Origin of the sequence: Halobacillus naozhouensis, from assembly GCF_029714185.1 — a bacterium.
Classification (GTDB): domain Bacteria; phylum Bacillota; class Bacilli; order Bacillales; family Halobacillaceae; genus Halobacillus_A; species Halobacillus_A naozhouensis.
The window spans coordinates 2,283,656-2,306,922 of sequence record NZ_CP121671.1; the positions used below are offsets into that span (position 1 = coordinate 2,283,656).

Consider the following 23,267-nt stretch of genomic DNA (forward strand, 5'->3'; position numbering starts at 1 on the left):
CATGTGCTCACACACAGCGACCATTATTATACCTCTTTTACGTTAAGTATTCGAAAGCCCGTTTTTTCCAACTTTTTCGTGAACTGTTCAATATTGTCTCTTTTTTCTATTTTTAATACGATACGGCGGGCTAACTTATCCGTTTCATCAAAGGTGGCTAGTGAAATAACATTTTCATGATAACTTTTAATGATATCACCTAAACGCTCTATTCGGCCTTCTGACTCTTCAGAAGTAAAGGCAATTCGTATTCCTTTTTTCTTAGCTCCGAATGCACTCTCAAATTGTTCTATAACATCAAATCGAGTGATCAATCCTTTAAAATTTTGTTGGTTATCCACGACGGCTAACAATGGAAAGCCTTTAAATAATGGAAGAGTTCGTTCAAAAACTTCTTCATCATCTATCGAAAGTTCCTTGTATAAAACAATATCCCCAGCCACGTAGTTGGTTAAGAATGATTCTTTTTGCTGGTCACTTTCAAAATAAGCTCGGTAGATGATTTCTCGGGAGATCATTCCGATGAACTTCTGATCCTCAAGTACTGGCATTGCATGCAGATCATATCTGTTCAATCGCTCCAGTACTTGTTTTAGATCTTCATCTTTTTGAGTTACGTATGATTTGTGTATAGGCTTCATAATGCTTTTAACAAACATAGACCCACCCCTTAGTTTTTATCGTCTATTTAACAGATTCGACCTCAAAGGTCATTTTCCTGCTCAAGGGCACTGATTTATTTAAAGAGCAGGGATTATGGATGCCGTTCTATCTGTATTTCCTTATGGTAGATCGGGATATCTGCCCCTTCTATATGAAAAAGGCCCTCACCTCCAAAATATTCATAGGTAACTATGGCAAAAACCATAATGAAGAATATTAGTACTAAACACCTCATCCATAATTTACTGTGCTTCTGTTTACGTGTAGGACCTTGTTTGGTGTGAACCAAATATCTTGGTGGAAGCTCAAGTACGTTGACGTCTTCTTTTTCTAAAGCGTTTTGACTATCTTCCTGTTCTGCCAACTTACAAGCCAAGGCTTGATGTTCGTTCATTAGCTCCCTCATTTCCTTAAACGAATCGCCAAGGCTAGTATAAGATCTATCATAAAATGCGTCGTAATCGTAACCGGCAAGCTGTGAGTTATTTCGTACATGTAACCGATTAAAAAGCTAACACTAACAACGGAAAAGAATAATACAACTTTCGTTAAATAACGAAAATGGATGATTGCAAATACTAGGCTTGCCGTCAAGTATCCAAATTCTGTTTGAATCACTCCACGAAAAAGCATTTCTTCTGAGCATGCAATAAGCAGGGTTAACCCTATAATCTTTGTGCCAGTCTGGTTCCTAAATACCTTCTCATTAATGCCACCATCATCGTATAAACGCTGAGGCAGACTTGCCATAAATATAAAGTCAGCGAGCAGTACGCATACAGCTGGAAGAATCCCATAAAAAACCCATTCATGTACAGATAAGTGGAACAGGGATTTCCATTCACTAAAAAATGAATCGAAAAAAATCAAACTTAAGATCAGAGCAAGGAAAAATAGCATGAGCTGCGTATACACTAAGTGTTTCGTGATCTCTCGATTTGACATTTGCTTAATTAATTGTGCCTGATTAGTCAGTTGCATGGTAGGCTCCTTGATGAAAGATCTTTTCTAACCGCGACTTCCAGTCAGTAAATGTAGCAGAATAGGGTTCTATGTCTAACTCCATATCTTCCATACGAAAACCACAGTTGCTGCAACATGCTACTTCCGGAGTTCTCGTGTCAGGTTGGAAAGGAGTATAAAGCTTTTTCCTTTTACAATCTGGATGATGAAGCCAGCTCACCATTTCCTGGAGTTTTCTACTTTTATACTTCCATCTGTTTTCAAGAATCCACTGAATCTTCTCTGTCGTTTGTCCCCACTTATGTTTATCTCTAATAACAGGGCCATGATTAATTAGCTTCTCCTGCTCCAGCTGGTATTTAATAAAATTCCACTGCGTTTCAGATAACTTCAACTCCTCCGACATTTCTTCATCATTCAACTCAGTTTCCTGTTTATACACAATGTCATAGACTGAATGAAGAACACCTTCAACATCCTCTGGTTTTACCAGTTCATTCTGGATAAACATTTGAGGCAAGTGGTAATCACCAGGAGTGTACAACATCAAACTTGCACAGGGCTTCCCATCTCTTCCGGCCCGACCAATTTCCTGTATAAATGATTCCAGTTCTGTAGGGAAATGATAGTGAATTACCCGGCGAATGTTTGATTTGTCAACCCCCATGCCAAAAGCACTTGTACAACAAATTACGTCTAACTGGTCATTCATGAACTGCTGTTGTACGAGGAGCCGGTCCATTTGCTCCATACCTCCATGATAAAATGCAATTCTTTGGTCCACTTTGGTTTTCAGCTCTTCTGACACCCGTTCGGCCCACATCCGACTGGAGAAATAGATCATAGTGGGTGCTTTTTTATGTGATAATACTTGAGTGATTCGCTCTAACTTTTCTTCATGACTGCTTGTCTCTTCTACAGCAAAACTCATATTTACTTTGTCCATTGGATAGACAACTGATAACATCTCAGGCCGGACCAGCTGTTGTTTGATATCAGTTTGAACCTCAGGAGTTGCCGTGGCGCTTAGAGCCAGAACTGGAGGGTTACCAACCTGTTCAATCGACCGGCTTAGTTTTAAATAATCAGTCCTAAATTCATGACCCCATTGTGAAATGCAGTGGGCTTCGTCAATAACAAACAGGTCAATGTGCAGTTTTATCAATTGATACATAACTAACTCATTTTGCAGCATTTCAGGTGAAAGGTAAATCAACGAATATTGATCCAGGTGTTCCAAAACCACACGCTTTTCTCTATGATCCATAAAGCTGTTTAATGAAACAACCGACTTAAATCCAGCTGATTTCATTTGCTTTACCTGGTCGATCATTAGTGAGATGAGCGGTGACACAACGACCGTGCTCCCAGAAAGAAGTTTAGAAGGAAGCTGAAAACAGAGTGACTTTCCAACACCAGTCGGTAAGATACCTAATACATCTCTGCCTTCAAGCACCTGTTGAATAATCTCCTCTTGTCCTTGTCTAAACTGAAGGTAACCGAAATGTTCATAAAGCTTCTCTTTTAAATTAAAATTGCGCATGAGACACTGGCTCCTTTTGTACCTTAGATAGAACTAGACGCAGTTCAAAATAAGAAAATTGACCTTGAAATGATTCGTAGATCCTTTTCAAACGTCTTGTTTGCAAACGAGAGGCTGCGGTCAATATCGCCTGTTCATCCTCTTCATTGATAAATGGTCGGATCGAGAAGTTTGAAACCACGAGAGCAGCTTCGATTACGTGATCTTGAATGGTACTTATTTTTAACTTTCGGATAGCTGCAATGTTCTCTAATGTTAAACCCTTCCCCAGAAGTTGATACGTTCTTTTTGCAGACTGGGTGATGAGACTTGAAGAAGACAATCCTTCCAGACACTTTCCCATTGCAGGGTATTCAGACCGGCCAGTTTTGCATTGATCGTACAAGTAATAGGATACATGTGCCAACAGCACGTCAACTTCTTGTTCCGATATCTTATGTTCGCGTGCCATTTGTTCCCGTGTTTCCCCGATAATCATTCCTCCTGTTAATCGGCTTGTAAATAGTTCTGCCTCCACTTCCGTAAGCTGACTGAGCAAATAAGCTAATTCCTTATATAACTGTGCCTCTGCTCCTTCAATATCATCTTTAAGGCTAGTATATTGCTGTTTGACCCATTGTTGAATCAAAGGCTTCTCAATAATAGGTAAAAAAGACTGGTTATACACTGACATATTTGTCACGGTTTGGATCAGTAATCGAAGTCGGTCCTCGAAAACTTGCACATTAGCTTGCTCAGTCATTCCAGAAAAATAGTCAGGACGAGGCCCTTGATAGTTGACCAAGTAATCGATCCCTTTTTTTGTAAGAGAAGCAAACTGCTCATTTTCTACTGTAACTAATTTATCGTTAACAACTGCTTGAATAGTTGTTTCGAGTTCTTTCTTGGAAAGGTTCGGACATATACCAAAAAAACGATCTATACCATAGACGCGTGCGTCTTGCAAAGTTTGGGCTGAGCGTTTCCCCCTTATTAAGTGGAAAATTCCTGAAATTGTACGCTCCCCTTTCATTTGATTTATACATGCTAAAAGGATATATATAAACAAGCGATCCCTCCTTCCTCCTGCTGCTTATCTATTGAAAAGTTCGAATCCTCGTCTTACAATGACTATGTAGCAATTTTCAATAAACCTTTTGCCCCTCTGGGAAATTACTTCACGAGGTGACATTTGAAGGAGGTTATTTTTTTGGCAAAGTTTACTATGGTTGACCAGGATACATGTATTGCTTGCGGGGCATGCGGTGCCGCTGCTCCAGATATATTTGACTATGACGATGAAGGATTGGCTTTCGCCTTGCTTGACGATAATATGGGAAACGAAGAAGTTCCTGAAATTTATGAAGAAGATATGGAGGATGCATTTGAAGGCTGTCCGACAGATTCCATTAAAGTAGCTGATGAGCCCTTCGAAGGCGATGCTCTTAAATTTGAATAAATCTCCCTTCTTTGATAAAGAAGGGATTTTTTATTCACTTTTAGTAAGCTGACTATATCTAAATAACGCTGCTTCTTTATCAAAACTTGAGTACCAACGGTTTCCTAATTCATCAATAATTCGATAATGCTGACTAATAACATTCTGCTGCAACTTAAACCGTTTTCTCTCATCGCTTGTCGTCCACCACACTCTACCCTTTATAACCCTCTCTCCTGAGCGGTCCACTTGATCGTGAGCAATGGTCTCGATGATCTCAAGGGGGGCGTCACCTAACAGGCCTTTCAGGACTTCACTTTCCGGAAATAGAGCACAAACTGCTACAATTATCGTCCAATTCGCTACAGTTCTTTCCTTTTCAATTTGCACGAGTGTCTTCTTGGATAGTCCAAGGATCGCAGCCATACGGTCTTGAGTATACCTATACTCGACACGTATCAACTTAATTTTTTTCGACACCTGCTCAACCAATAGTTCTTTATCCATACCACCGTCTCCTCATTAGTATGTATCTCATTTTACCATGCTCATCTACATTATTCTATCGAAAGACACGTGAAAGTAGACAGGGGTATTTACATGAGAAAAAGAAGCACCCTTGCCAGTTAACAAGGGTGCTTTACTAGTTTGCAGAAACCGGATTCAGCGCTTTAGGTGTTTCGACTGCTTTATTTAATTCGTATGGACCTAATTTGCCAATTGATGTGTTTTCGAATTCAACTCGATCATAGCCAAAATGTTGAGCGGTAATTAAAATAGCTTCAATAGCCGTCAGCATTTGTTGTTTATTGACCGATTGTGGATCGTTAAGTTCTACAATGAGCTCCTTACCTTCTTCATGTGTAGATTGTACGGTGACTTCAGGTGGTAATGGAGAATCCACATTAGGTTTTTTCTCCTCCTCTTTTAACTCTTTCAGGGCGGTACTTATCGTGCTCTCGCCATTTATCGATATGGGAACAAAAAAGGAAGTGTCCGCTGAGGCAGGCTTAAGTACTTTGAAAATATAACTGCCTTCTTCAATAGCCGACAATGATGATACATTTCCATAGCTGCCCAGTGATACCGGTGAGCCGTCCTCAGTTTGGACGGAAATCTTTTCAATATTGTAAGGCTCTACTGACCACTTTATACTGTTAACGATTGAAGTACTCATTGCATTCCCGCTAACCGAAAAGTTATCGGGAAAGGTCACCTGAGCCTCTTTCTCATTTTCATCAATTGAAATGGTGATATTTTCAAGAATATTTTCTGATAATCCGAGTTTCTCTGTATTGATAGTGCTTCCTTCCTGTCCATTCCCTTCAGATACAACTGTAAGAGGAACAATATGTTGAACACTTTGATCAACAGCTGCCAAGGGTTTCATATTATTGGAAATGTCTTCGACAACCATGCTTTTCAACTCGTGCCCTGTTTGACGGGAGGCTTCCTGATTAGCTTTTGCCGGGAGATCTTTCCCATTACTTGAACTATCGAACATGTTCAGCTTTAAACTCTGCTGATCAGCAGGTTGAGGGTGATCGACAGCCCCTTCCTTCATGGAATAATAAGAAAAAGGGACGACTATAGCCAGAATCAGCACTGCAATGACGGAAGCAATGCCAGGCAGTAGCCATCTTTGCCGTTTTGCAGGCTGCTGTTTGGAGTTATCGTGGACCAGGCGGTAATACTCATCTTTATTCTTTGTATCTTTAATTTGCGGGAGCTCATGCAGCATTTTTTCTACACGTTTAACCTGTTCGTCATTATGCTTCATGGTCATTATCCCCCTTAACACCTAATCGTTTCTTTAAAGCAAGCATTCCTCTATGCTGTGTAGTTTTAACCTTACTTTCAGTAAACTGCAGAATGGCTGCCGTTTCCTGTATTGTCATGCCTTGGATATACCTTAAGATGATGACACTTTTTTGATCTACAGTACACTGGTCTAATGCTTCGTAAACTTCCCTCATTCTGTCATTCAGCTCTGCCACTTCATCAGGGAGGGCCTCATTATCCTTTAATGAATCCCCTTTTTCTTCCCAGTTGAAAAACTCCATGATCTTTTTTCTTTTACGTCCCTGCTTACGGAAATAATCAATAGTTACATGTCTCGCTATCGAAAATAGCCAGGTTTTTTCACTGCTCCTGCCATCAAAAGATTGATATGATTGAAGCACTTTTATATAAACCTCCTGCGTTAAATCTTCTGCTGCTTGTCGATTTTTCACCATATAATAAATAAATTGAAATAAATCTCGGTGATATTTTTCATAAAGTTCCTCAAAGAACGGTTTCACACTTTGAACCTCCCGTTCATTCATATTGTCGTTTATGTACCATGAAAAGTTACACCTACCTATCATAATACCGATCAATTAAAATGAAAACCATAAATGTTCATATAAAAAGAGCTGCTAAAATGCAGCTCTTTTTTTAAACGCTTTATACACTTGTGAGTAAATATTTCTTTTGATAACGAGAAAACAATGTCCCCAATACAGGGGAGAGCACTAGGATAAAAATAACGTTGCTTGCTGCATGATTCAAGTCCATCGGTAATCCTGCCAAATAATAAGCCCAAAATGGCTGTCCCGCAACTCTCATGGTAAGGGAAATAATTAATCCATAAACAACCCCGCTTAAAAAGCCATATATTGACAAAGCCCACACTGGAATGTTTGCCCAGTATTTACCGATTAAACCTGCCCCCATACCGATTATAGACCAGGAGAGAATTTGCCAAATGGTCCAATAACCCATTCCGAGAAAAACGTTAGACAGGAATGTTGTTAAGAAAGCCATAATGACCGCAGCCAGTGGTCCTAACCAAAACCCTGTAATGATAATAATAGCTGTGACAGGCTGGACATTTGGAACATTCGCCATCACCAGGCGTCCTGCAATTGCCATTGAAGCAAGCATTGCAATTAATGTTAATTTATAAGTATTCATGCATCATCATTCCCAGGATTGAAAATCAAACACGATTTCGTCGCCCTGTTTTACTTCGTATTTATTCGCTCCAACCATTGAAGACTCCCCATTTATGGTAAACATCCAGGCCCTTTTCTCTCCTTTACTGGCCGAAATTCCTTTAATCCCCGTAATGAACCCGTCTTTCTCTGCCACCTCAAAGTTATTTTTCATGACTTCCATTAACACAGTTCCTTCTTCAACCGTTACTTTTTTAGTGGCGAGCACTTTTTCGCCTTTGTTCTTGGAAAGTTCGATGTTTAATGTTACTTCCTGCTTTTGCTCCTGGCTTGCTGTGGCTTCTTCTCCTCCACCTTCTGTTTGGCATCCAGCGAGTACAAATGCTGTCATCATTAAAGCCGTGAATAATGCAGACATCTTTCTCATGATTTCAAAACTCCCATTCTATAATTAGATATAATTGCTGCAACGCTATCCGGGAATGGGGATAATCGACAACACAGTCTATAGTGACGGCAGTAGAAAAGCCTGCCCCTTTTATCGAAGGGGCAGGCTTAAGACATACCAGCAAAGCTATGTAAGTAAGTTACATAAAAATAGACCGGATGCCTCAAATGCTCAATCCCCGAAGCTTTGAAACAATTTAAGATCAGGCAGGTCTACTGACTTGTGCTTCATTCTACTAGAGGGCCTTCCCACGAGTAATCGCAGTGGTTTCCCTTGTTCGTCAACACTTACAGTTGCGAGGACAGCTCTGGCCTTTCACCAGATTCCCTTTTATACCAAATTGGTACCTAAGCTACTTATTTATTATATTTGTATCTTACCGTACGGAAAAGGTACTTTCAAGCTATTTATCATTCTGCTCCCCGTCTATTGGCAGAGTAAAAGTGAAGGTTGTTCCTTCATTCACTCTACTATGAACATGAATTGATCCTTTATGAGCCTCAATGATGTTCTTGGCAATAGCGAGTCCCAATCCCGTACCTTTCTTGCTTGTTTCTCTTTTTCTGGATTTATCTGCTTTATAAAACCTTTCAAACACAAAAGGAAGATCTTCCTCAGGTATTCCCAATCCAGAATCTGTGACTTTCACGCCCCATTGCTCAGAGTTTCGTTCAGCTATTACATCCACTGATCCGTGCTCATTTGTATGCCGAATCGCATTGTCTATTAAATTCGTTAAAACTTGTTCGATTCGGTCTGCATCGATATGAATAGTTCTCGGAGCCTCGTTTAAATGAAGCTGGAGATTGATATTCCGTTCATTTGCCAAACCTTGAAACTTACGAATAATTTTTTCAAGAAATGGCCTTACTTCGACTGAGTCCATATAAAGCATCATATGTCCTGCTTCCATTCGAGCGAGGTCGAGCAATTCATTCACTAACCTGCTGATACGAAGAGATTCATCGTGAATAATCTTAGCCAGCTCGTTTTTATCTTCTTTCGTTTCTGCAACATCATCTACAATCGCTTCACTGTATCCTTGTAACATGGAAATCGGAGTTCTTAGTTCATGTGATACGTTTGCGATAAAGTCTTTTCTAAGTTTATCCAATCGCCTCTCTTCTGTCATATCCCGAAGTACCGCTACAGCTCCTCTTATATACGTACGATCATAAAGAGGTGTCATTAACATGACCCATGTCCGTCCTTGCACAGTAATTTCAGTCATCACTTCTTGTTCGCTCTCAATAACCTCATCAAATAGTTTTCGCATGGGCTGAGGTACTTTCCGTTTCTCATGAGAGGTTTCGTCCATCTCATTTTCATATCTCCAAGACTGATAAAATTGATCAGCAGGGGGGTTAGAGACTAAGATTTCTCCTTGTCTGTTAATCGTCAACACCCCATCAGCCATGGAACGTAAAATACCTGACAATTGTTCTTTTTCCTGATTAAGTGCATTGATGTGAAATTTAAGTTCCCGCCCCATACGATTAAAGGCCATGGCTAATTCTCCGATTTCATCATGTGTTAAAATCGGAATTTTCGTATTGAATTCTCCTCTTGCCAGTTCCAGAGCACCCTCTCGCATCTTAATTAATGGAGCGGTGATTCTTGTCGATAAGAAAAAAGCGAAAATTGTAGTTAAAATAATAGCGATTCCAGCACCTAGAAAGACAATTTTAGTTGTTTGATCAGATGTCTTTTGGATGGTATCGAGCGACTGGTAAACGAATACTGCGCCTTCCCCATCTGGAAGCGGCGTACCCACAACCATAATCTCCAATTCTGACTGAGTAAAGCCCGCCACTTTCATCACATCTTCGTCTTCCTCAATGACTGAAGAAAGTTCAGGGTCACTCATAAACCAATCATAACCTACTTCAGGCAAATCGCTGGAATCACTGCCAGAGGAAATAAATTCAGCCGAATCATAGGTTACAAAAACCTGGCTGGAGGGATTCTTAATGAGTTGAGCCATCGATTGAATTAATTCTTTATCTTCATACTCTTCTACGACTTCTGATACTTTTGAAGCGGTTTGTAACAATTCGCGCTCAGCGTCTAATACATGATAATTTTCAAAGAACTCAAGAAGTAAAACAGTGAGTATGACTAAGACGAAGCATACGAGTAATAAAATCGTAAACCATAATTTCCCGACTACGCTGCGCCAGAACATTACTCGCCACTTACCTCAAATTTATAACCCACACCCCAGACTGTGACAATCATTCCAGCTGCATCTGTTGAAACTTTACTCAACTTTTCACGAAGACGTTTCACATGTGTATCAACGGTACGTAAGTCTCCAAAAAATTCATACTGCCATACCTCTTTTAACAATTGCTCTCGATCAAATACTTTATCTGGTTTTTGGGCCATGTAGTTCAAGAGTTCATATTCTTTAGGTGTTAACGCCACCTCTTTATTGTCTGCGGTAACTCTATGGGCATCATTATCGATGGTCATATGAGGAAATACCAGCACATTTCGAGCTGCTGTATCTGTCTCGAGAAATTTCGTCGACGAAGCACGTCTCAGAAGAGCTTTCACCCGCAAAACTACCTCTCTCGGACTGAATGGCTTCACAATATAATCATCCGTTCCTACCTCAAAACCCTGAACACGGTTAGACTCTTCACCTTTAGCAGTCAGCATAATAACTGGTGTAGCCTTCTTCTCACGCAGTTCTTTACATACTTCTATCCCATCCATACCCGGCATCATAAGATCTAGCAATATGACATCATAATCTTCTTGCACTGCTTTTCTTAAGGCTTCATTTCCTTCTTCAGCTTCATCGATTATATAATCTTCGCGTTCTAAGTACATACGAATTAACCTTCGAATTCTTTCCTCATCATCAACAACTAAAATTTTTGCTTCGTAATCCATTTTTAATACACTCCTCATTTCCTAAAGCGAGCTATTTATAACAATTATATTAAAAGACAGGAGGGGTGTACAAACCCTTCCTGCCTCAATTCTAAGTTATGCGTAAGAATGCAGCCCGGATATGATTAAGTTTACTGCAAGCAGGTTAAACATGATGATGGCAAAACCACCAACTGCAAGCCAGGCTGACTTCGTACCTTGCCATCCTCTAGATAGTCTGAGGTGTAAGTAGGCAGCATAGAAAAAGAAAGTAATGAGGGCCCACACCTCTTTAGGGTCCCACCCCCAAAAACGATCCCAGGCTTGTTGGGCCCAGATCATGGCAAAAATAAGAGCTCCGAGTGTAAAAATCGGAAAACCAATGGCCACGGCACGATAAGATATTTCATCGACAAGTTCCGGGTTAGCTTTTCTCAGTAGAGGCTGAATGGCTGCCCCAATCCGTTTTCTTAAAATTAAACGAGCGAGCCAATAAAGAACAAGTCCTCCAAGGAATGACCAGATCATCGTGTTAAATTTAATAGCAGCATCCTGTCCGCGCATCCACTGCGGAACTTCAAACAGCGGGGACATGCCCTCTGTAATAAGCTTTCCATCAGTTGGACCTGCAATAGCCGGCATCTTATACGTAACTTCTGTTGGCTGTTCCTGGATGGGTGCTTCAAATGTTACTTGATAATTCATCGCATTGAACGATGAAGAAATAATGATAAAGGCTAACGCTGTAGCCAGCATGTAAATGACAAACTCAAGCCAAAACGTATGTTTAGACTTTTGACCCTGATCAATCTGACGAATTAAAAAGATCAATCCAGCCACAAAACTTACGGATAGAACCGCTTGCCCCAGCGAGGCAGTTGTCACATGGATGTACAGCCAATGCGATTGCAATGATGGTACGAGCGGTGATATTTCACTAGGAAACATACTCGCAAACGCAATGATCAGCAATGCTATGGGCAGTGCAAACAGCCCAAGCACATTAATACGATAAATGAAATACATGACAATAAACGCCAGTACCAGCATCATTCCAAAAAAAGTTGTAAATTCGAATAAATTACTAACAGGAGCATGTCCACTCGCTATCCATCTTGTAATAAAATAACCAATTTGTGTGAGAAAGCCTATAATCGTTAAGGTAATTCCTATTTTACCGGCAATCCCAGCCTTTTTCCTCTTCTTGTCACGAATCGTTCCCCCGAAGAAAAACGTAGCGACTAGATAAATAATAAACGCGGCGTATAGCAAGTTACTACTAACTGTACTAAAATCCATTGTGCGCCCTCCTTAATCACCTGCATTTGAGACTAGCTCTTCATTTCCTGTTGATCTTCTGGAGATTCTATTCCTGTTTCACTTATGACTTTGTCAATTTCCCGGCGTAATGCAAACCAGTTTTTGTTCGTATGCCCGGCAATCCACACACCATTTTCCTTTGGTTTAATCCATATTCGGCGATGATTCCAGTACATCCCCTGAATTACACCCATCATGAAAATAGCTCCCCCTAACGCAATGAATGGGAGTGTATAATCTTTCCGGACAGTCAACCCGGTGACATCGCGAACATCAAAATTAATCAGGCCAATTTTATAATCATTTTCCCCGGTTGCATCGACATTAGCGCCGATCCCTACGAAACTTATCTCTGGTTCTGATTCACCAGGTGGATAAACATTAAATACGAACGCTGGATTTTTCGGGTACTTAGATACAGATACAGGTTTTCCATCTTTAAGCTCATACTCTGGATAGTATGAATCAAGAACCACACGATAACCGCTATCCAGTTGATATTCAGACTTTGGCTCTGATAGATCTACAGTAAACTGGCCATAAGAGGTATCTTCATTGTTTTTATCGTGAATCTTAAATGTCATCTCTTTGAATTCATTTAACTGATAGCTCGCCTGGTAGAGCGCAAATCCACCAAACTTGATTGGATGATTCACTTTGATCTGGTCTTCTTTTATTTTCTCCAACTCAGGATCGCCACCGACGACGATCGGATCTGTACGTTTATAAACCACAGCATTCGTTTGATATGTTTTCGGTACTACTCCTGCTTCATTTTGAAGAGCTTCCTGGAATCTTTCATCATCTTCATCATATGTTTCTAGTATAAACTCTTTGTTCTTAATGTAGTATTGACCTTCTGTGCCGTTTATTACTGCTGTTTCCCCTTCTCTTACCCAGACGAAATCATCCACATACAGAGCGGGAATAAATCTTAATAGCGTACCAAGTAAAAAAATAATTAATCCAATATGGTTCACGTAAGGACCCCATCTGGCGAAACGATTTTTCTCTGCCAGGATATGTCCATCTTGTTCCGTCACTTTAAAACGGCTTTTTTTCAAGTTTTTCTTCACTTGTTCAAAATCTACGGAACTCGCTTCCGTCTTACCAAAAATTCTTTGTTTCTTCATAAATAGGTCGTGACGCTTAGGCTTTTGAGTTCTAAGCGTTTTGTAAAGTGGTACAAATCGATCGATACTGGCTATGACAATAGAGATACCGATCATGGCTAGTAACAGCATGTACCACCAAGAACTGAATAGATTATGAAACCCTAGTTGATAGTAAATTTGACCAGCTAATCCATATTGATCTTCATAATGCGTGGCAGCATCGACATTTGGTGGTATGTACATTTCTTGTGGAAAGATCGTGCCGACTGCTGAAGCCACCAACGTAAGAACGATGAGCGTTACACCGACTTTCACGGAAGAAAAGAAATTCCAAATTTTATCGATAAACGTTCGATTATACGTCTGCGAACGCCTGGCACTTCCATCGTAACGCATGTTAAGCAGCGCTTGATCGTCGTTGCCATCTATGTGCTGGTTGCCTTGAATCGGTTTCCCACAAGACTCACATAGTACCGTTCCCTCCGGATTCACGTGACCACATTCGCATGTAATGTTATTCATAGTAAAACCTCACAATTTCAAATAGACTCTATGCCTCAGGAGTGATTTGCTGCAGATAACCATCTAGTTTTTCTAAAGTAAGCGGTCCCACAACATGTTTCACAACTTTCCCCTCTGGACTGATGAAGAATGTAGATGGGATCGGCCCCACATTATATCGATTCATAACTTGTCCATTCTCATCTTGTAAAATGGGAAAAGAAATCCCATAACGATCCAGGAATTGTTCTACTACAAGGTTTGTAGAATCTAAATTAACCGCAAGTATTTCTACACCCTTTTTCTTGTATTCGGAGTAAAGCTTTTCCATGTAAGGCATCTCTTTTTTACATGGTTCACAATAAGTGGCCCAGAAGTTAAGCATGACCCCTTTACCTTCTAAATCACTTAAGGCAATCGTATCTCCGTTTGAACCAAATTTCTCTAATTGAAAATCAGGGGCAGGTTCACCTTCCGCCACAACTGCTTTATCTTTATTGAAATTAGAGATTAGTGCGAAAACTACAAGTCCAACCATCACAGCGAGTAAAATGGTTCTGAATACTAATCTTTTTTTCTTTTTTTGTACAGTCTTTTCCTTCATAGCACTCACTCCTATGACTATTATAACATCGATCGACAAAGGTAAATTTGAAGATTATTTAACATTTTCTTCAGCCATTTGGCGAAGCTGTTTTATTTCATGAGGTTTTAGCGGGCGATAATCTCCCGCATTCAAGCCCTGGAGGGTCAGTGAACCATAACGTTCACGTTTCAACTTATCTACAGGGTAGCCTAGGCCTTCAAACATTTTTCTTATTTGACGGTTCTTACCTTCATGCAGAATTACCTGGATAATCGCACTATTTTTCTTTGCATCAGCCGAAAGAACCTTCGTATGAACAGCTTTAAATGTTTCCCCTTCAATCGTGACACCCTTTTTAAATCGTTTCAACTGTTCATCTTCAGGAATTCCCTTTGTCTTAACAATATATACCTTATCTACCTCATGGCTAGGATGCATCAATAAGTTAGCGAATTCACCATCATTCGTTAACAACAGAATTCCTGACGTATCAAAGTCAAGCCTTCCAATAGGGAAAATACGTTCTTCTACATCTGGTAAATAATCTGTAACGACTTTCCTGCCCTTGTCGTCTTTTACACTCGAAATCACACCTCTTGGTTTATAGAGCAAATAGTAAACGGGAGCCTCTTTTGTAAGCGGGACTCCTTCCACCTCAACATCATCATTAGGACTTACTTTGGTGCCCAGCTCTTTGACAACTTTTCCATTTACCGTTACTTTTCCCTCAGTAATCATCTTCTCAGCTTTTCTGCGTGAAGCTACACCTGCGTGTGCGATCACTTTTTGCAGACGTTCCATCTTTGACATAGGACCGTCCTCCTTCATGTCTATATTTTTTCACATTAAACAACTTGAAAGCCACGCTTTTCTCGTTCAGCGCGGCTCGTCAACCCTTCATTATTATACATCCATCAGCTACAAATAAACAAAAGAATCACCCTGTTTATCCAAACAGGATGATAACGATGACAATTGATGCTATTATACCAGCTAAATCAGCAAGAAGTCCAACCTTCAGTGCATCTCCCATCCTTCTTATCCCTACCGCTCCAAAATAGACCGTAATAATATAAAGAGTGGTGTCTGTACTCCCTTGCATCACAGAAGCTAGTTGGCCAACAAAGGAATCGGGTCCAAAGGTACGAATCAACTCTGTTGTAACGCTTAACGCCGCCGTCCCAGAAATAGGCCTTATTAAAGCTAGTGGCAGAATCTGTTCAGGAATTGCAAACAGGGAGGTCAATGGTTTTATGAGGCCAAGTGCTGCGTCCATAGCCCCTGATGCTTGAAAAATGGCAATCGAAACCATCATCCCTAACAAAAAAGGAAGTAATGAGATAGCAATTTGAATGCCTTCTTTACTTCCTTCTACGAATACTTCGTATGCAGGTACCCGTTTTATCGTGGCTGTTACCAGAACAATTAGAATGACTCCAGGAATTAGCCATATACTCATAAAGTTTGTCCTGTCTTTCTGCGACGGTAATAGAAATAACGGTCAATGATCAGAGCTGCAAGTGTCGAAATCATAGTAGCCAGAATCGTTGCCCCTATAATACTTGTAGGATCAACCGATCCATATTTCATCCTAATAGCGATAACAGTGGTAGGGATCAGGGTCAGAGATGAGGTATTAATAGCTAAAAAGGTGATCATCGAACGGCTGGCACGTTCAGAACCTGATAAACGTTTCATCTCTTTCATGGCCTTAAGTCCCATCGGAGTAGCCGCATTTCCAAGTCCGAACATATTTGCTGTCATATTTGATAAGATGTAGCCAAGTGCAGGATCGTTTTCTGGAATATCAGGAAATAACCTTTTGACGATTGGTTTAAATAGCTTAGCCAGACCCGTTAATAAACCTGCCTCCTCAGCGATCTTCATTAAGCCTAACCAAAAAACAAGAACTCCAGCCAGACTCAGTGTAATCATGACGCTTTCATCAATTGTGGCAAAAATAGCTTCATTCACTCTATCCATAGTTCCGGCAAATGCGGCATAAGCGATTCCACTAACAGCAAGAAACACCCAGATCAAGTTGACCACGGTATCACCCCCGTGATGCGTTTTAAGTAAGCAGCCCACTCCACAACAAATGAATCATAAGGCCGTTCACTCCATACAGGAGTTTGAACCAAAGATTGATCAGCAATTTGAAAATGGCGGACCCCCGCCAACTGAGGATCTACAGTGGATAAGGTAGGATAAAAGACGGAATCAATCTGCTTCTTTTCCTCAGATGTCAACGGATAAAAGATGTCTCGTGGCAGATAATATCTTTCACCGCCAGACGTTGCAAACCCTTCTTCCTGTAATTGGTACGTTTCGTAATGATCAAAGCCATACTCGTACATGCGTTGATGATCCTGCCAATCATCAGGTGCATTTAAAGTAACCGCGACCAGCTCCATCCCATCTTTTTCCGCACTTGTAACAAGAGTACGGCCCGCTTTCTTAGTAAAGCCGGTTTTCCCGCCTGTCGTAGGGTCATAAAGTCTTGTTAACAGCTTGTTTTTATTTTTCCACGAGTACGAACGATTGTCAGACTTGTACGTTTCACTTCCAGTGACTTCCCGGAACGTCTCACTTTTCATCGCATAAGCCATGAGCACGGCCAAGTCGTAGGCACTGGAGTAATGAGACTCTCCATCGAGTCCGTGTGGGTTTTCGAAGTGAGAGTCGTTCATACCAAGCCATCTAGCCTTCTGATTCATCATATACGTAAATCCCTCTACGCTGCCACCCACATGTTCAGCAATAGCTACAGCTGAATCGTTTCCAGATCTCAGCATTAACCCATAAACGAGATCGATGAGCGGAATTTTTTCCCCTTTCGTTAAATAAATAGATGAGCCTTCTGTTCTGATTGCCCGCTCACTTACTTTTACTTCTTCTGATAATTTACCAGATTCGATTGCGATGATAGCGGTCATAATTTTCGTAGTACTTGCGATTAATGACGACTCGTAAGCATTCTTTTCATAAAGAACTCGTCCAGATTTAGCATCTAAAAGAACGGCATGTTCAGCAGAAACCGATATAGACGTTTCTGCATCTGTTACCTGTGGAAATAGTATGCCAGCACCAAGTAATGTAATAATAACCATACGAATATACTTTCCCAAGAGAGGTCTTCCTCCTAACCTATTCATTTGCTTAACTTTATGCTGCCACCTGCCAGCTTATGAAAAGGTGGAGAAGAAAAGTAATAAACGAGGGAAAGTTCCAGCACTCTCATACATGCTCGCTCATAAATAAAAAAACCTGACCATTCTGCCTGGCAGGTTTTAAAAGTATTGACCTTATTTTATTTTTTGACCGCTTGCATGCAATCATGATTCTCATAACAATCTAGTTCTTCGCGGATATCCTGAAAGACATGACCAAGAGAAGCAAATAATTCGACAAGTGAGGCAGGTGGGGCAAACTGAAATGTAATCGAATTATTCCCCGTGTAAGAGGCACGACTATCTTCAAACCACGTGTCACCCTTTGGGGAATAGAATTCGCCTATACACTGATGATAAATTCCATACAGTGTTCGCTCTGCAGCCGATGTTTGGAAGGTCTTCCCCTTCAGTAATACAGCTACTTTATCTTTTGCCTCGTCGCATAACACATTAAGCCGCCTCAAAGATTTTAATAGCTGTCTATAGTAATCTTCATCGTAATGGCCATGTTCATGCTCAAACTCATGTAACGAATGCGTATCTAAATAATCGTCTACTTTGAATACAACTTCTCTCAAGAACTCCTGGACTTTAATAGTCTGTTCCTTGATCATTTGCTGCCTCATGGTCGCCTCCTAGATTAGTCGCTAAAAACAGCTTCTTATTGATCGATAGATGAAACTTAAGGCCTGATTCTAAAGTTGGTTTCTTAACAACTGTATCATACCACATTTATAGTGAACCGTCCGAATTTTCATGATTAAAATTTTCAAAAAATAAATCTGCTTCTTCCTCTACATTTTGGCTTTGTTCAATTTCCTGAAGAGGGGGCAGCTCTTCAATGGAAGATAAGCCAAAATAAGTAAGAAAATCTCTCGTTGTTCCAAATAAAATAGGTCTGCCAATTGCCTCTTTTCTCCCTTGTTCCTCAATTAGCCCCCTGTTAGATAACGTTTGCACAGCCCGGTCACTTTTAACTCCCCGCAAATCGTCAATCTCAATACGTGTAATAGGCTGTCGGTAGGCAATAATTGCCAAGGTTTCGAGGGCCGCCTGAGATAAACGAGTAGACGTAGTTGTATCCAATAGTTTCTTATAGTAAGGAGCATGCTTTGGTTTCGTTGTTAAGTGGAGGGTCCCATTCGTGTCCATCAATGTAATTCCTCGATCAGCCTGCTGATAGTCTATCACTAGCTGTTCTACAATTGTTTTCAAAGAAGACTGCGATACTTCCAGTAGCTCAGCCAATTTCTTCTTAGTGATACCGTCTTCTCCTGAAGCAAAAAGAAGTCCCTCCACAAGTGCTTTCTGTTCCTCCACGTTCATGATGTTTCCTCCATTTTATATACGATTAACTCATCAAAGTGATTTTGTTGAACACATTTTACTTCCTTGCTTTTCATCAGTTCAAGAATCGCAATAAAGGTAACGACAGTATGTGGTTTAGAGCGCTCAACAAATAATTGCGAGAAGTGTAGTCCTTGACCTTGATTGGATCGATCAATTTGCTGTAAGATGTCATCCATTCTCGTTCGAATAGAAACCTCATCTCTCTTTATCGTTGTGTCTGCAGATTTAACACCCCTGGATCGTTCCATAAGATGGCTCATCGCTGCAATCATATCATAGATAGAAGCTTCGCCCTCCACAACGTCCTGTTCCTCACCGAACTCTGTTAAGTCCATTTGAGGTCTAGTATATATTCTATTTGCCTCCAACTCCTTTTTCTTAAGTTCATCCGCAGCTTCCTTATATTTTTTATATTCAATAAGGCGGTTGATTAATTCATCCCGAGGATCCTCTTCTTCCTCCTCAACGTCGAGTTCATCTCCTGGTATAGAAGGAAGCAGCATCTGACTTTTGATGGCTAGAAGTGTAGCAGCCATCACTAAATACTCGCTCGCCACATTTAATTCCAGTTCCTGCATAGCATGAACATAATTCATATACTGTTCTGTAATGGTTGAGACCGGTATATCATAAATATCGATTTCATAGCGATTAATTAAGTGAAGCAAAAGATCAAGCGGGCCTTCAAACCCTTCTAACTTTACATGGTAACTTTCTGTCATATCATTCGTCCTTTGTATAGAAGCGTTCGCACTTACTTTTTCCTATCATTATGTTACCAGAAAATTCGACACCCGTTAATATGATTTTCAGAAAGCGGCTTCTCCTTGTTATTTCTCCTATACCGCTTGTACAATGACGTAAAGGAGAGATGACAATGTATCCGGAAGCCTACCTTGAATACTTAGCGCATTTTCATGGAACCCGGGACTACTTTGAATGCCACGAGGTTTTAGAAGATTATTGGAAGGAGACCGATCCGGAGAATAGGGAATCTGTCTGGGTTTGTCTCATTCAACTCGCTGTCAGTCAATATCATTTTAGAAGGAACAATACTAAAGGAGCTTTAACATTAATTCGGAAAACGTTACATAAGCTTACAGCCAACCACTGTCAGTTACAATCTCTTGGAATCGATTATGCAGCACTGGAAAGGCAACTCGTGAATCAAAAGAAAAGATTAGAGGACCAGAGAGATTATACAAGTCTAACTCTTCCTTTATCTGATCCACACCTCATCGAAGCAGTGAAACTGCTCTGTACAGATTGGGGAGTAAGCTTTGGGGCGCCGAGTGATTTATCAGATTCTAATCTGATTGATAAACACAAAAGACGAAGGTCATCGTAACGAAAAAGGGAGGTGTCTAAGCAGACACCTCCCTTTTTCGTTTACCTATACATTTGATGATGAACTCTCCATCTCACATTTATCAAGAAAAGACTCCGTATATTCATCAGAACAAACAAGATACTGTTTCTCAAAGTGCTTACATACATGAGAGTACATCTTTTTGCCAATTCCCAGGTTACGGTGGGAAGGATTGACGGAAACGTGCTGAATGATCGCTTCATTCCCCTCAAACCGCACACCTATAGCGCCAAGGATATCTTCTTCCTTCCAAAGGAATAGCTGCCAGTCAGAATTGGTTTCGTATTCCCGGATAATTTCCTGAAGCTTCTTCACATCCTTGCATTCAGGCATAAACGAAAGAAGGCCCATAGCAATCTTTTCAAATGATTTTTTATATCGAATGAACATACTTAACCCCTCGATTATAAAAATTCTCTTTTCATATCTTCCAAAACATTCTCTTCATCTTTACAGCTACATTACTATAACAAACCAGTAATAGAATCCCCATAACAGGCTGAGTAGGAGTAAAATTGTAAATAGGATCCAGTTTTTCTTTCGCATGAGGTTTCCTCCACTACTAGTGTTAAGATCTAGAGACTAGCATACAAAATTTTTCAAAAAGATTCAACCTGCTAACTGCCTTAACCCTTTCAAAATACGATACCTATCTGATTTACGTCCTTATATCGAAACGGGATTATACTAACGAGAGCTAAATGGCTACCGATTACGAGAGCGCTCAGCTTCACACCACAAATCAAAGCAACATGACCAAATTCGTGAATAAGCAGGTCAAGAAGGGTCACCCCCATTAGTAAACTTAGAAGTTCAAGCATGTGCACCCCTTGCTAGCTTAACAGAAATTACTTTTCTTCCACTCTTACACTATGCATTACATCCCAAGGACGTACACGATCGGCATTATACAAAAAATGCGACACCCATCTTACTCGGCATCAAATACTCTTACTTCTTTCATGGTATCCCCATTCTCCATAGCTCTGGCAGTTTCTAAACCTGATGTGATTTTCCCAAACACTGTGTGTACTCCGTTAAGGTGAGGCTGTGGCTCATGTACTAAAAAGAATTGACTGGAGCCAGTATCTTTACCTGCATGTGCCATTGATAAGCTCCCCGCCTCATGTTTGTGAGGGTTGCCCTCTGTCTCACATTTAATTGTAGTACCACTTCCGCCTGTACCAGTTCCTGTAGGGTCCCCTCCCTGACTTACAAATCCTGGAATTACCCTGTGGAATGTTACTCCATCATAAAAGCCTTCATTTGCTAACTTTTCAAAATTAGCTACTGTGTTAGGAGCTTCGTTAGGAAAAAAATCCATCTCAATCTTTTCTCCATTTTCCATTACAATGTATCCTTTTTTACTCATGAACTACATCTCCTTTAATTGTTATGTAAAATAATCTATAAGCTAATCAATCCTTATACTATCACTTACTGCGCATATAGACAAAGAACAAAAGCGCAAGCGCGCTGGTGATGGATGTAGCTACCTTCATGTAAACTTATCCGCAGGCAAATATTTTTTTAATTTCCTATGCCAGAACATAGGAAGGCTACGCTGCCTCCCCTTACTTTATATACTGCCATTTCTTGTTTCATTTCAATTCCTTCTGCTTGGTATAGGATAAATCGAGCCTTGTGATTTCATCAAACTTCTCCCTGCGCACGACTAACTGATGCGTTCCATTTTCAACGAATACAACCGCTGCTTTTCCAAAACGATTATAGTTATTCGCCATGGAATAGCCGTAAGCCCCTGTGCTAAATACAGCCAGTAAGTCATTATGTTCTACTTCTGGAAGCTCAACATCCCATAATAGCATATCTCCTGATTCACAGCACTTTCCTGCAATCGCGTAATCTTTAGAACTCTTGTCATTCATACGGTTAGCCAGCACAGCATCGTATTTTGCCTGGTAGAGTGCCGGCCTGATATTGTCAGTCATTCCTCCATCTACAGAGACATATGTGCGAATACCCGGTATTTCTTTGATCGCCCCTAACGTATAGAGTGTAAGACCTGCATCACCGACAATAGCTCGTCCAGGTTCAATCCAGATTTCAGGCAGTGGATAAGCTGAATCTGCTGATTGCTGTTTTACTTCATTGATTAGGGCGAGGGCATACTGATCGAGTGATAGCGGATCATCCTCTTCTGTATATCGAATACCAAATCCACCACCCAGATTTAGTACTTCAGCAATAAATTGGAACTTGTTACGCCACTCTTTCATCGTCGTAAATAACTTTCTCGTGGCTAATGTGAATCCACTCGCTTCAAATATTTGTGAACCAATATGACAATGAAGGCCTTTTACATGAAGTCTTTCATTATTATGAAGAAGCGAAAAAGCTTTCTCTGCCTGGCCGCTTGATAAATCAAAGCCGAACTTTGAATCTTCTTGCCCTGTTAAAATATAATCATGGGTATGGGCTTCAATCCCTGGTGTTACACGCAGAAGCACATCCATAGTTGAATTATTTTGTTCTACCAGTTCAGACAGCAATGCAATTTCGTAAAAGTTATCAACCACAATACAACCAATTCTAGCGTCAACCGCCATTTGAAGTTCAGCTAGGCTTTTATTATTGCCATGCATATGAATTTTTTCAACCGGAAACTCAGCTTTAAGTGCAGTATGGAGTTCGCCTTCTGAAACCACGTCCAAACTTAATCCTTCTTCTTTCGCCACCTGAAGCATAGCAACGGAGGAAAATGCCTTGCTTGCATAGGCCACCTGTGCAGGTACTTTCTGTTGTTCAAAGGTCTGAACAAATGCCCTTGCATTTTCGCGTATGCGTTCAACGTCATATACGTACACAGGGGTACCATAGGCTTCCGCTATTTCTTGCGCTGGGATTCCCCCAATTACTAGTTGTCCATCACCATTGATTGTCCGATTCATAGCCTTTTCCGCCTTTCCTCCCTTAATAAAAAGAAAATGTTCCTTTTATAAGGAAAAGGAACATTTTCAAATTATTTTTAATTTATCA

The 23,267-nt window shown here is 40.5% G+C and carries 29 protein-coding genes and 1 riboswitch; of the genes, 2 read left to right on the top strand and 27 right to left on the bottom strand.

Annotated elements, in window-relative coordinates; genetic code table 11:
• Positions 1-26: 26 nt before the first annotated feature.
• The 5 genes from P9989_RS11995 to P9989_RS12015 all read right to left on the bottom strand — a co-directional run bounded on the left by P9989_RS11995 (position 27) and on the right by P9989_RS12015 (position 4,115).
• Positions 27-659 (bottom strand): CBS domain-containing protein, encoded by a 633-nt coding sequence (locus P9989_RS11995; protein WP_283075153.1) that lies wholly within the window; start codon positions 657-659, stop codon positions 27-29.
• Between the two features lie 95 nt (positions 660-754).
• The gene (locus tag P9989_RS12000) at positions 755-1,057 is read right to left on the bottom strand and encodes a hypothetical protein (protein WP_283075154.1); all 303 of its coding nucleotides are present in this window, start codon (positions 1,055-1,057) and stop codon (positions 755-757) included.
• An 8-nt stretch (positions 1,058-1,065) separates the two neighbouring features.
• Positions 1,066-1,644: a CPBP family intramembrane glutamic endopeptidase gene (locus P9989_RS12005; protein ID WP_283075155.1), complete on the bottom strand. Its 579-nt coding sequence runs from the start codon at positions 1,642-1,644 to the stop codon at positions 1,066-1,068.
• Entirely contained in the window at positions 1,631-3,169 is a 1,539-nt protein-coding gene (locus P9989_RS12010; RefSeq protein ID WP_283075156.1) for a RecQ family ATP-dependent DNA helicase, read from the bottom strand. Before P9989_RS12010 ends, P9989_RS12005 begins: the two co-directional genes overlap by 14 nt.
• A complete protein-coding gene (locus P9989_RS12015) occupies positions 3,156-4,115 on the bottom strand; it encodes a YpbB family protein (protein ID WP_283075157.1) in 960 nt (319 codons plus the stop codon). The genes P9989_RS12010 and P9989_RS12015 overlap by 14 nt, the downstream gene beginning before the upstream one ends.
• A gap of 243 nt (positions 4,116-4,358) precedes the next feature.
• Between P9989_RS12015 and P9989_RS12020 the strand changes: the two genes are divergently transcribed.
• A complete protein-coding gene (locus P9989_RS12020; RefSeq protein ID WP_283075158.1) occupies positions 4,359-4,607 on the top strand; it encodes a ferredoxin in 249 nt (82 codons plus the stop codon).
• Positions 4,608-4,637: 30 nt separating this feature from the next.
• Here P9989_RS12020 and P9989_RS12025 read toward each other — a convergent pair whose 3' ends face one another.
• From P9989_RS12025 to P9989_RS12110, 18 genes are all read right to left on the bottom strand, one after another.
• Positions 4,638-5,093 (bottom strand): helix-turn-helix transcriptional regulator, encoded by a 456-nt coding sequence (locus tag P9989_RS12025; protein ID WP_283075159.1) that lies wholly within the window; start codon positions 5,091-5,093, stop codon positions 4,638-4,640.
• A gap of 136 nt (positions 5,094-5,229) precedes the next feature.
• On the bottom strand, positions 5,230-6,366 hold the full coding sequence (locus tag P9989_RS12030) for a GerMN domain-containing protein (RefSeq protein ID WP_283075160.1): 1,137 nt from the start codon (positions 6,364-6,366) through the stop codon (positions 5,230-5,232).
• Entirely contained in the window at positions 6,356-6,913 is a 558-nt protein-coding gene (gene sigX / locus P9989_RS12035; RefSeq protein ID WP_346274843.1) for an RNA polymerase sigma factor SigX, read from the bottom strand. Before sigX ends, P9989_RS12030 begins: the two co-directional genes overlap by 11 nt.
• Before the next feature lie 121 nt (positions 6,914-7,034).
• Entirely contained in the window at positions 7,035-7,544 is a 510-nt protein-coding gene (locus P9989_RS12040; protein WP_283075161.1) for an ECF transporter S component, read from the bottom strand.
• Positions 7,545-7,550: 6 nt separating this feature from the next.
• Complete coding sequence (locus tag P9989_RS12045; protein WP_283075162.1) at positions 7,551-7,952, bottom strand: DUF4430 domain-containing protein; 402 nt, start codon at positions 7,950-7,952, stop codon at positions 7,551-7,553.
• Positions 7,953-8,161: 209 nt separating this feature from the next.
• Positions 8,162-8,339: riboswitch (cobalamin riboswitch) on the bottom strand.
• A gap of 37 nt (positions 8,340-8,376) precedes the next feature.
• Entirely contained in the window at positions 8,377-10,158 is a 1,782-nt protein-coding gene (locus tag P9989_RS12050) for an ATP-binding protein (protein ID WP_283075163.1), read from the bottom strand.
• On the bottom strand, positions 10,158-10,874 hold the full coding sequence (locus P9989_RS12055; RefSeq protein WP_283075164.1) for a response regulator transcription factor: 717 nt from the start codon (positions 10,872-10,874) through the stop codon (positions 10,158-10,160). The genes P9989_RS12050 and P9989_RS12055 overlap by 1 nt, the downstream gene beginning before the upstream one ends.
• Positions 10,875-10,970: 96 nt before the next feature.
• The gene (gene ccsB, locus P9989_RS12060) at positions 10,971-12,152 is read right to left on the bottom strand and encodes a c-type cytochrome biogenesis protein CcsB (protein WP_283075165.1); all 1,182 of its coding nucleotides are present in this window, start codon (positions 12,150-12,152) and stop codon (positions 10,971-10,973) included.
• Between the two features lie 32 nt (positions 12,153-12,184).
• Positions 12,185-13,810, bottom strand: coding sequence for a cytochrome c biogenesis protein ResB (gene resB, locus P9989_RS12065; RefSeq protein ID WP_283075166.1), 1,626 nt, complete (start codon positions 13,808-13,810; stop codon positions 12,185-12,187).
• Positions 13,811-13,838: 28 nt separating this feature from the next.
• A complete protein-coding gene (resA, locus tag P9989_RS12070; protein ID WP_283075167.1) occupies positions 13,839-14,393 on the bottom strand; it encodes a thiol-disulfide oxidoreductase ResA in 555 nt (184 codons plus the stop codon).
• A 54-nt stretch (positions 14,394-14,447) separates the two neighbouring features.
• Complete coding sequence (locus P9989_RS12075; protein WP_283078901.1) at positions 14,448-15,176, bottom strand: pseudouridine synthase; 729 nt, start codon at positions 15,174-15,176, stop codon at positions 14,448-14,450.
• 145 nt (positions 15,177-15,321) lie between these two features.
• Positions 15,322-15,834: a spore maturation protein gene (locus P9989_RS12080; protein ID WP_283075168.1), complete on the bottom strand. Its 513-nt coding sequence runs from the start codon at positions 15,832-15,834 to the stop codon at positions 15,322-15,324.
• Positions 15,831-16,424 (bottom strand): nucleoside recognition domain-containing protein, encoded by a 594-nt coding sequence (locus tag P9989_RS12085; RefSeq protein WP_283075169.1) that lies wholly within the window; start codon positions 16,422-16,424, stop codon positions 15,831-15,833. Before P9989_RS12085 ends, P9989_RS12080 begins: the two co-directional genes overlap by 4 nt.
• Positions 16,412-17,485, bottom strand: coding sequence for a D-alanyl-D-alanine carboxypeptidase family protein (locus P9989_RS12090; protein WP_283078902.1), 1,074 nt, complete (start codon positions 17,483-17,485; stop codon positions 16,412-16,414). The genes P9989_RS12085 and P9989_RS12090 overlap by 13 nt, the downstream gene beginning before the upstream one ends.
• Positions 17,486-17,685: 200 nt before the next feature.
• Complete coding sequence (locus P9989_RS12095; protein WP_283075170.1) at positions 17,686-18,174, bottom strand: DUF3907 family protein; 489 nt, start codon at positions 18,172-18,174, stop codon at positions 17,686-17,688.
• Complete coding sequence (locus tag P9989_RS12100; protein WP_283075171.1) at positions 18,140-18,280, bottom strand: hypothetical protein; 141 nt, start codon at positions 18,278-18,280, stop codon at positions 18,140-18,142. Before P9989_RS12100 ends, P9989_RS12095 begins: the two co-directional genes overlap by 35 nt.
• A complete protein-coding gene (scpB, locus tag P9989_RS12105) occupies positions 18,281-18,874 on the bottom strand; it encodes an SMC-Scp complex subunit ScpB (protein WP_283075172.1) in 594 nt (197 codons plus the stop codon).
• Positions 18,871-19,620: a segregation/condensation protein A gene (locus tag P9989_RS12110; RefSeq protein ID WP_283075173.1), complete on the bottom strand. Its 750-nt coding sequence runs from the start codon at positions 19,618-19,620 to the stop codon at positions 18,871-18,873. The genes scpB and P9989_RS12110 overlap by 4 nt, the downstream gene beginning before the upstream one ends.
• Positions 19,621-19,775: 155 nt before the next feature.
• On the opposite strand from P9989_RS12110, the gene P9989_RS12115 reads away from it, so the two are divergent.
• Positions 19,776-20,246 carry a DUF309 domain-containing protein gene (locus P9989_RS12115; protein WP_283075174.1) on the top strand — a complete coding sequence of 157 codons (471 nt, stop codon included), beginning with the start codon at positions 19,776-19,778 and terminating at the stop codon, positions 20,244-20,246.
• Positions 20,247-20,291: 45 nt separating this feature from the next.
• On the opposite strand, the gene P9989_RS12120 is transcribed toward P9989_RS12115, so the two are convergent.
• The 4 genes from P9989_RS12120 to lysA all read right to left on the bottom strand — a co-directional run bounded on the left by P9989_RS12120 (position 20,292) and on the right by lysA (position 23,179).
• Complete coding sequence (locus P9989_RS12120) at positions 20,292-20,657, bottom strand: GNAT family N-acetyltransferase (protein ID WP_283075175.1); 366 nt, start codon at positions 20,655-20,657, stop codon at positions 20,292-20,294.
• A gap of 245 nt (positions 20,658-20,902) precedes the next feature.
• Positions 20,903-21,088 (bottom strand): hypothetical protein, encoded by a 186-nt coding sequence (locus P9989_RS12125; protein ID WP_283075176.1) that lies wholly within the window; start codon positions 21,086-21,088, stop codon positions 20,903-20,905.
• Between the two features lie 110 nt (positions 21,089-21,198).
• On the bottom strand, positions 21,199-21,639 hold the full coding sequence (locus P9989_RS12130) for a peptidylprolyl isomerase (RefSeq protein WP_283075177.1): 441 nt from the start codon (positions 21,637-21,639) through the stop codon (positions 21,199-21,201).
• A 229-nt stretch (positions 21,640-21,868) separates the two neighbouring features.
• Entirely contained in the window at positions 21,869-23,179 is a 1,311-nt protein-coding gene (gene lysA / locus P9989_RS12135) for a diaminopimelate decarboxylase (RefSeq protein WP_283075178.1), read from the bottom strand.
• Positions 23,180-23,267 lie beyond the last annotated feature (88 nt).

Bases quoted from the DNA above. Each gene is read 5' to 3' on its own strand.
- P9989_RS12030 (WP_283075160.1), bottom strand. From the start codon at position 6,366: ATGAAGCATAATGACGAACAGGTTAAACGTGTAGAAAAAATGCTGCAT.
- P9989_RS12130 (WP_283075177.1), bottom strand. From the start codon at position 21,639: ATGAGTAAAAAAGGATACATTGTAATGGAAAATGGAGAAAAGATTGAG.
- P9989_RS12075 (WP_283078901.1), bottom strand. From the start codon at position 15,176: ATGGAACGTCTGCAAAAAGTGATCGCACACGCAGGTGTAGCTTCACGC.
- scpB (WP_283075172.1), bottom strand. From the start codon at position 18,874: ATGAACGTGGAGGAACAGAAAGCACTTGTGGAGGGACTTCTTTTTGCT.
- P9989_RS12050 (WP_283075163.1), bottom strand. From the start codon at position 10,158: ATGTTCTGGCGCAGCGTAGTCGGGAAATTATGGTTTACGATTTTATTA.
- P9989_RS12095 (WP_283075170.1), bottom strand. From the start codon at position 18,174: ATGAGGCAGCAAATGATCAAGGAACAGACTATTAAAGTCCAGGAGTTC.
- P9989_RS12025 (WP_283075159.1), bottom strand. From the start codon at position 5,093: ATGGATAAAGAACTATTGGTTGAGCAGGTGTCGAAAAAAATTAAGTTG.
- lysA (WP_283075178.1), bottom strand. From the start codon at position 23,179: ATGAATCGGACAATCAATGGTGATGGACAACTAGTAATTGGGGGAATC.
- P9989_RS12125 (WP_283075176.1), bottom strand. From the start codon at position 21,088: ATGCTTGAACTTCTAAGTTTACTAATGGGGGTGACCCTTCTTGACCTG.
- P9989_RS12100 (WP_283075171.1), bottom strand. From the start codon at position 18,280: ATGTGGTATGATACAGTTGTTAAGAAACCAACTTTAGAATCAGGCCTT.
- P9989_RS11995 (WP_283075153.1), bottom strand. From the start codon at position 659: ATGTTTGTTAAAAGCATTATGAAGCCTATACACAAATCATACGTAACT.
- P9989_RS12005 (WP_283075155.1), bottom strand. From the start codon at position 1,644: ATGCAACTGACTAATCAGGCACAATTAATTAAGCAAATGTCAAATCGA.
- P9989_RS12040 (WP_283075161.1), bottom strand. From the start codon at position 7,544: ATGAATACTTATAAATTAACATTAATTGCAATGCTTGCTTCAATGGCA.
- sigX (WP_346274843.1), bottom strand. From the start codon at position 6,913: ATGAATGAACGGGAGGTTCAAAGTGTGAAACCGTTCTTTGAGGAACTT.
- P9989_RS12010 (WP_283075156.1), bottom strand. From the start codon at position 3,169: ATGCGCAATTTTAATTTAAAAGAGAAGCTTTATGAACATTTCGGTTAC.
- P9989_RS12120 (WP_283075175.1), bottom strand. From the start codon at position 20,657: ATGTTCATTCGATATAAAAAATCATTTGAAAAGATTGCTATGGGCCTT.
- P9989_RS12045 (WP_283075162.1), bottom strand. From the start codon at position 7,952: ATGAGAAAGATGTCTGCATTATTCACGGCTTTAATGATGACAGCATTT.
- P9989_RS12090 (WP_283078902.1), bottom strand. From the start codon at position 17,485: ATGGTTATTATTACATTACTTGGTGCTGGCATACTATTTCCACAGGTA.
- P9989_RS12055 (WP_283075164.1), bottom strand. From the start codon at position 10,874: ATGGATTACGAAGCAAAAATTTTAGTTGTTGATGATGAGGAAAGAATT.
- ccsB (WP_283075165.1), bottom strand. From the start codon at position 12,152: ATGGATTTTAGTACAGTTAGTAGTAACTTGCTATACGCCGCGTTTATT.
- P9989_RS12110 (WP_283075173.1), bottom strand. From the start codon at position 19,620: ATGACAGAAAGTTACCATGTAAAGTTAGAAGGGTTTGAAGGCCCGCTT.
- P9989_RS12115 (WP_283075174.1), top strand. From the start codon at position 19,776: ATGTATCCGGAAGCCTACCTTGAATACTTAGCGCATTTTCATGGAACC.
- P9989_RS12080 (WP_283075168.1), bottom strand. From the start codon at position 15,834: ATGAGTATATGGCTAATTCCTGGAGTCATTCTAATTGTTCTGGTAACA.
- resA (WP_283075167.1), bottom strand. From the start codon at position 14,393: ATGAAGGAAAAGACTGTACAAAAAAAGAAAAAAAGATTAGTATTCAGA.
- resB (WP_283075166.1), bottom strand. From the start codon at position 13,810: ATGAATAACATTACATGCGAATGTGGTCACGTGAATCCGGAGGGAACG.
- P9989_RS12000 (WP_283075154.1), bottom strand. From the start codon at position 1,057: ATGAACGAACATCAAGCCTTGGCTTGTAAGTTGGCAGAACAGGAAGAT.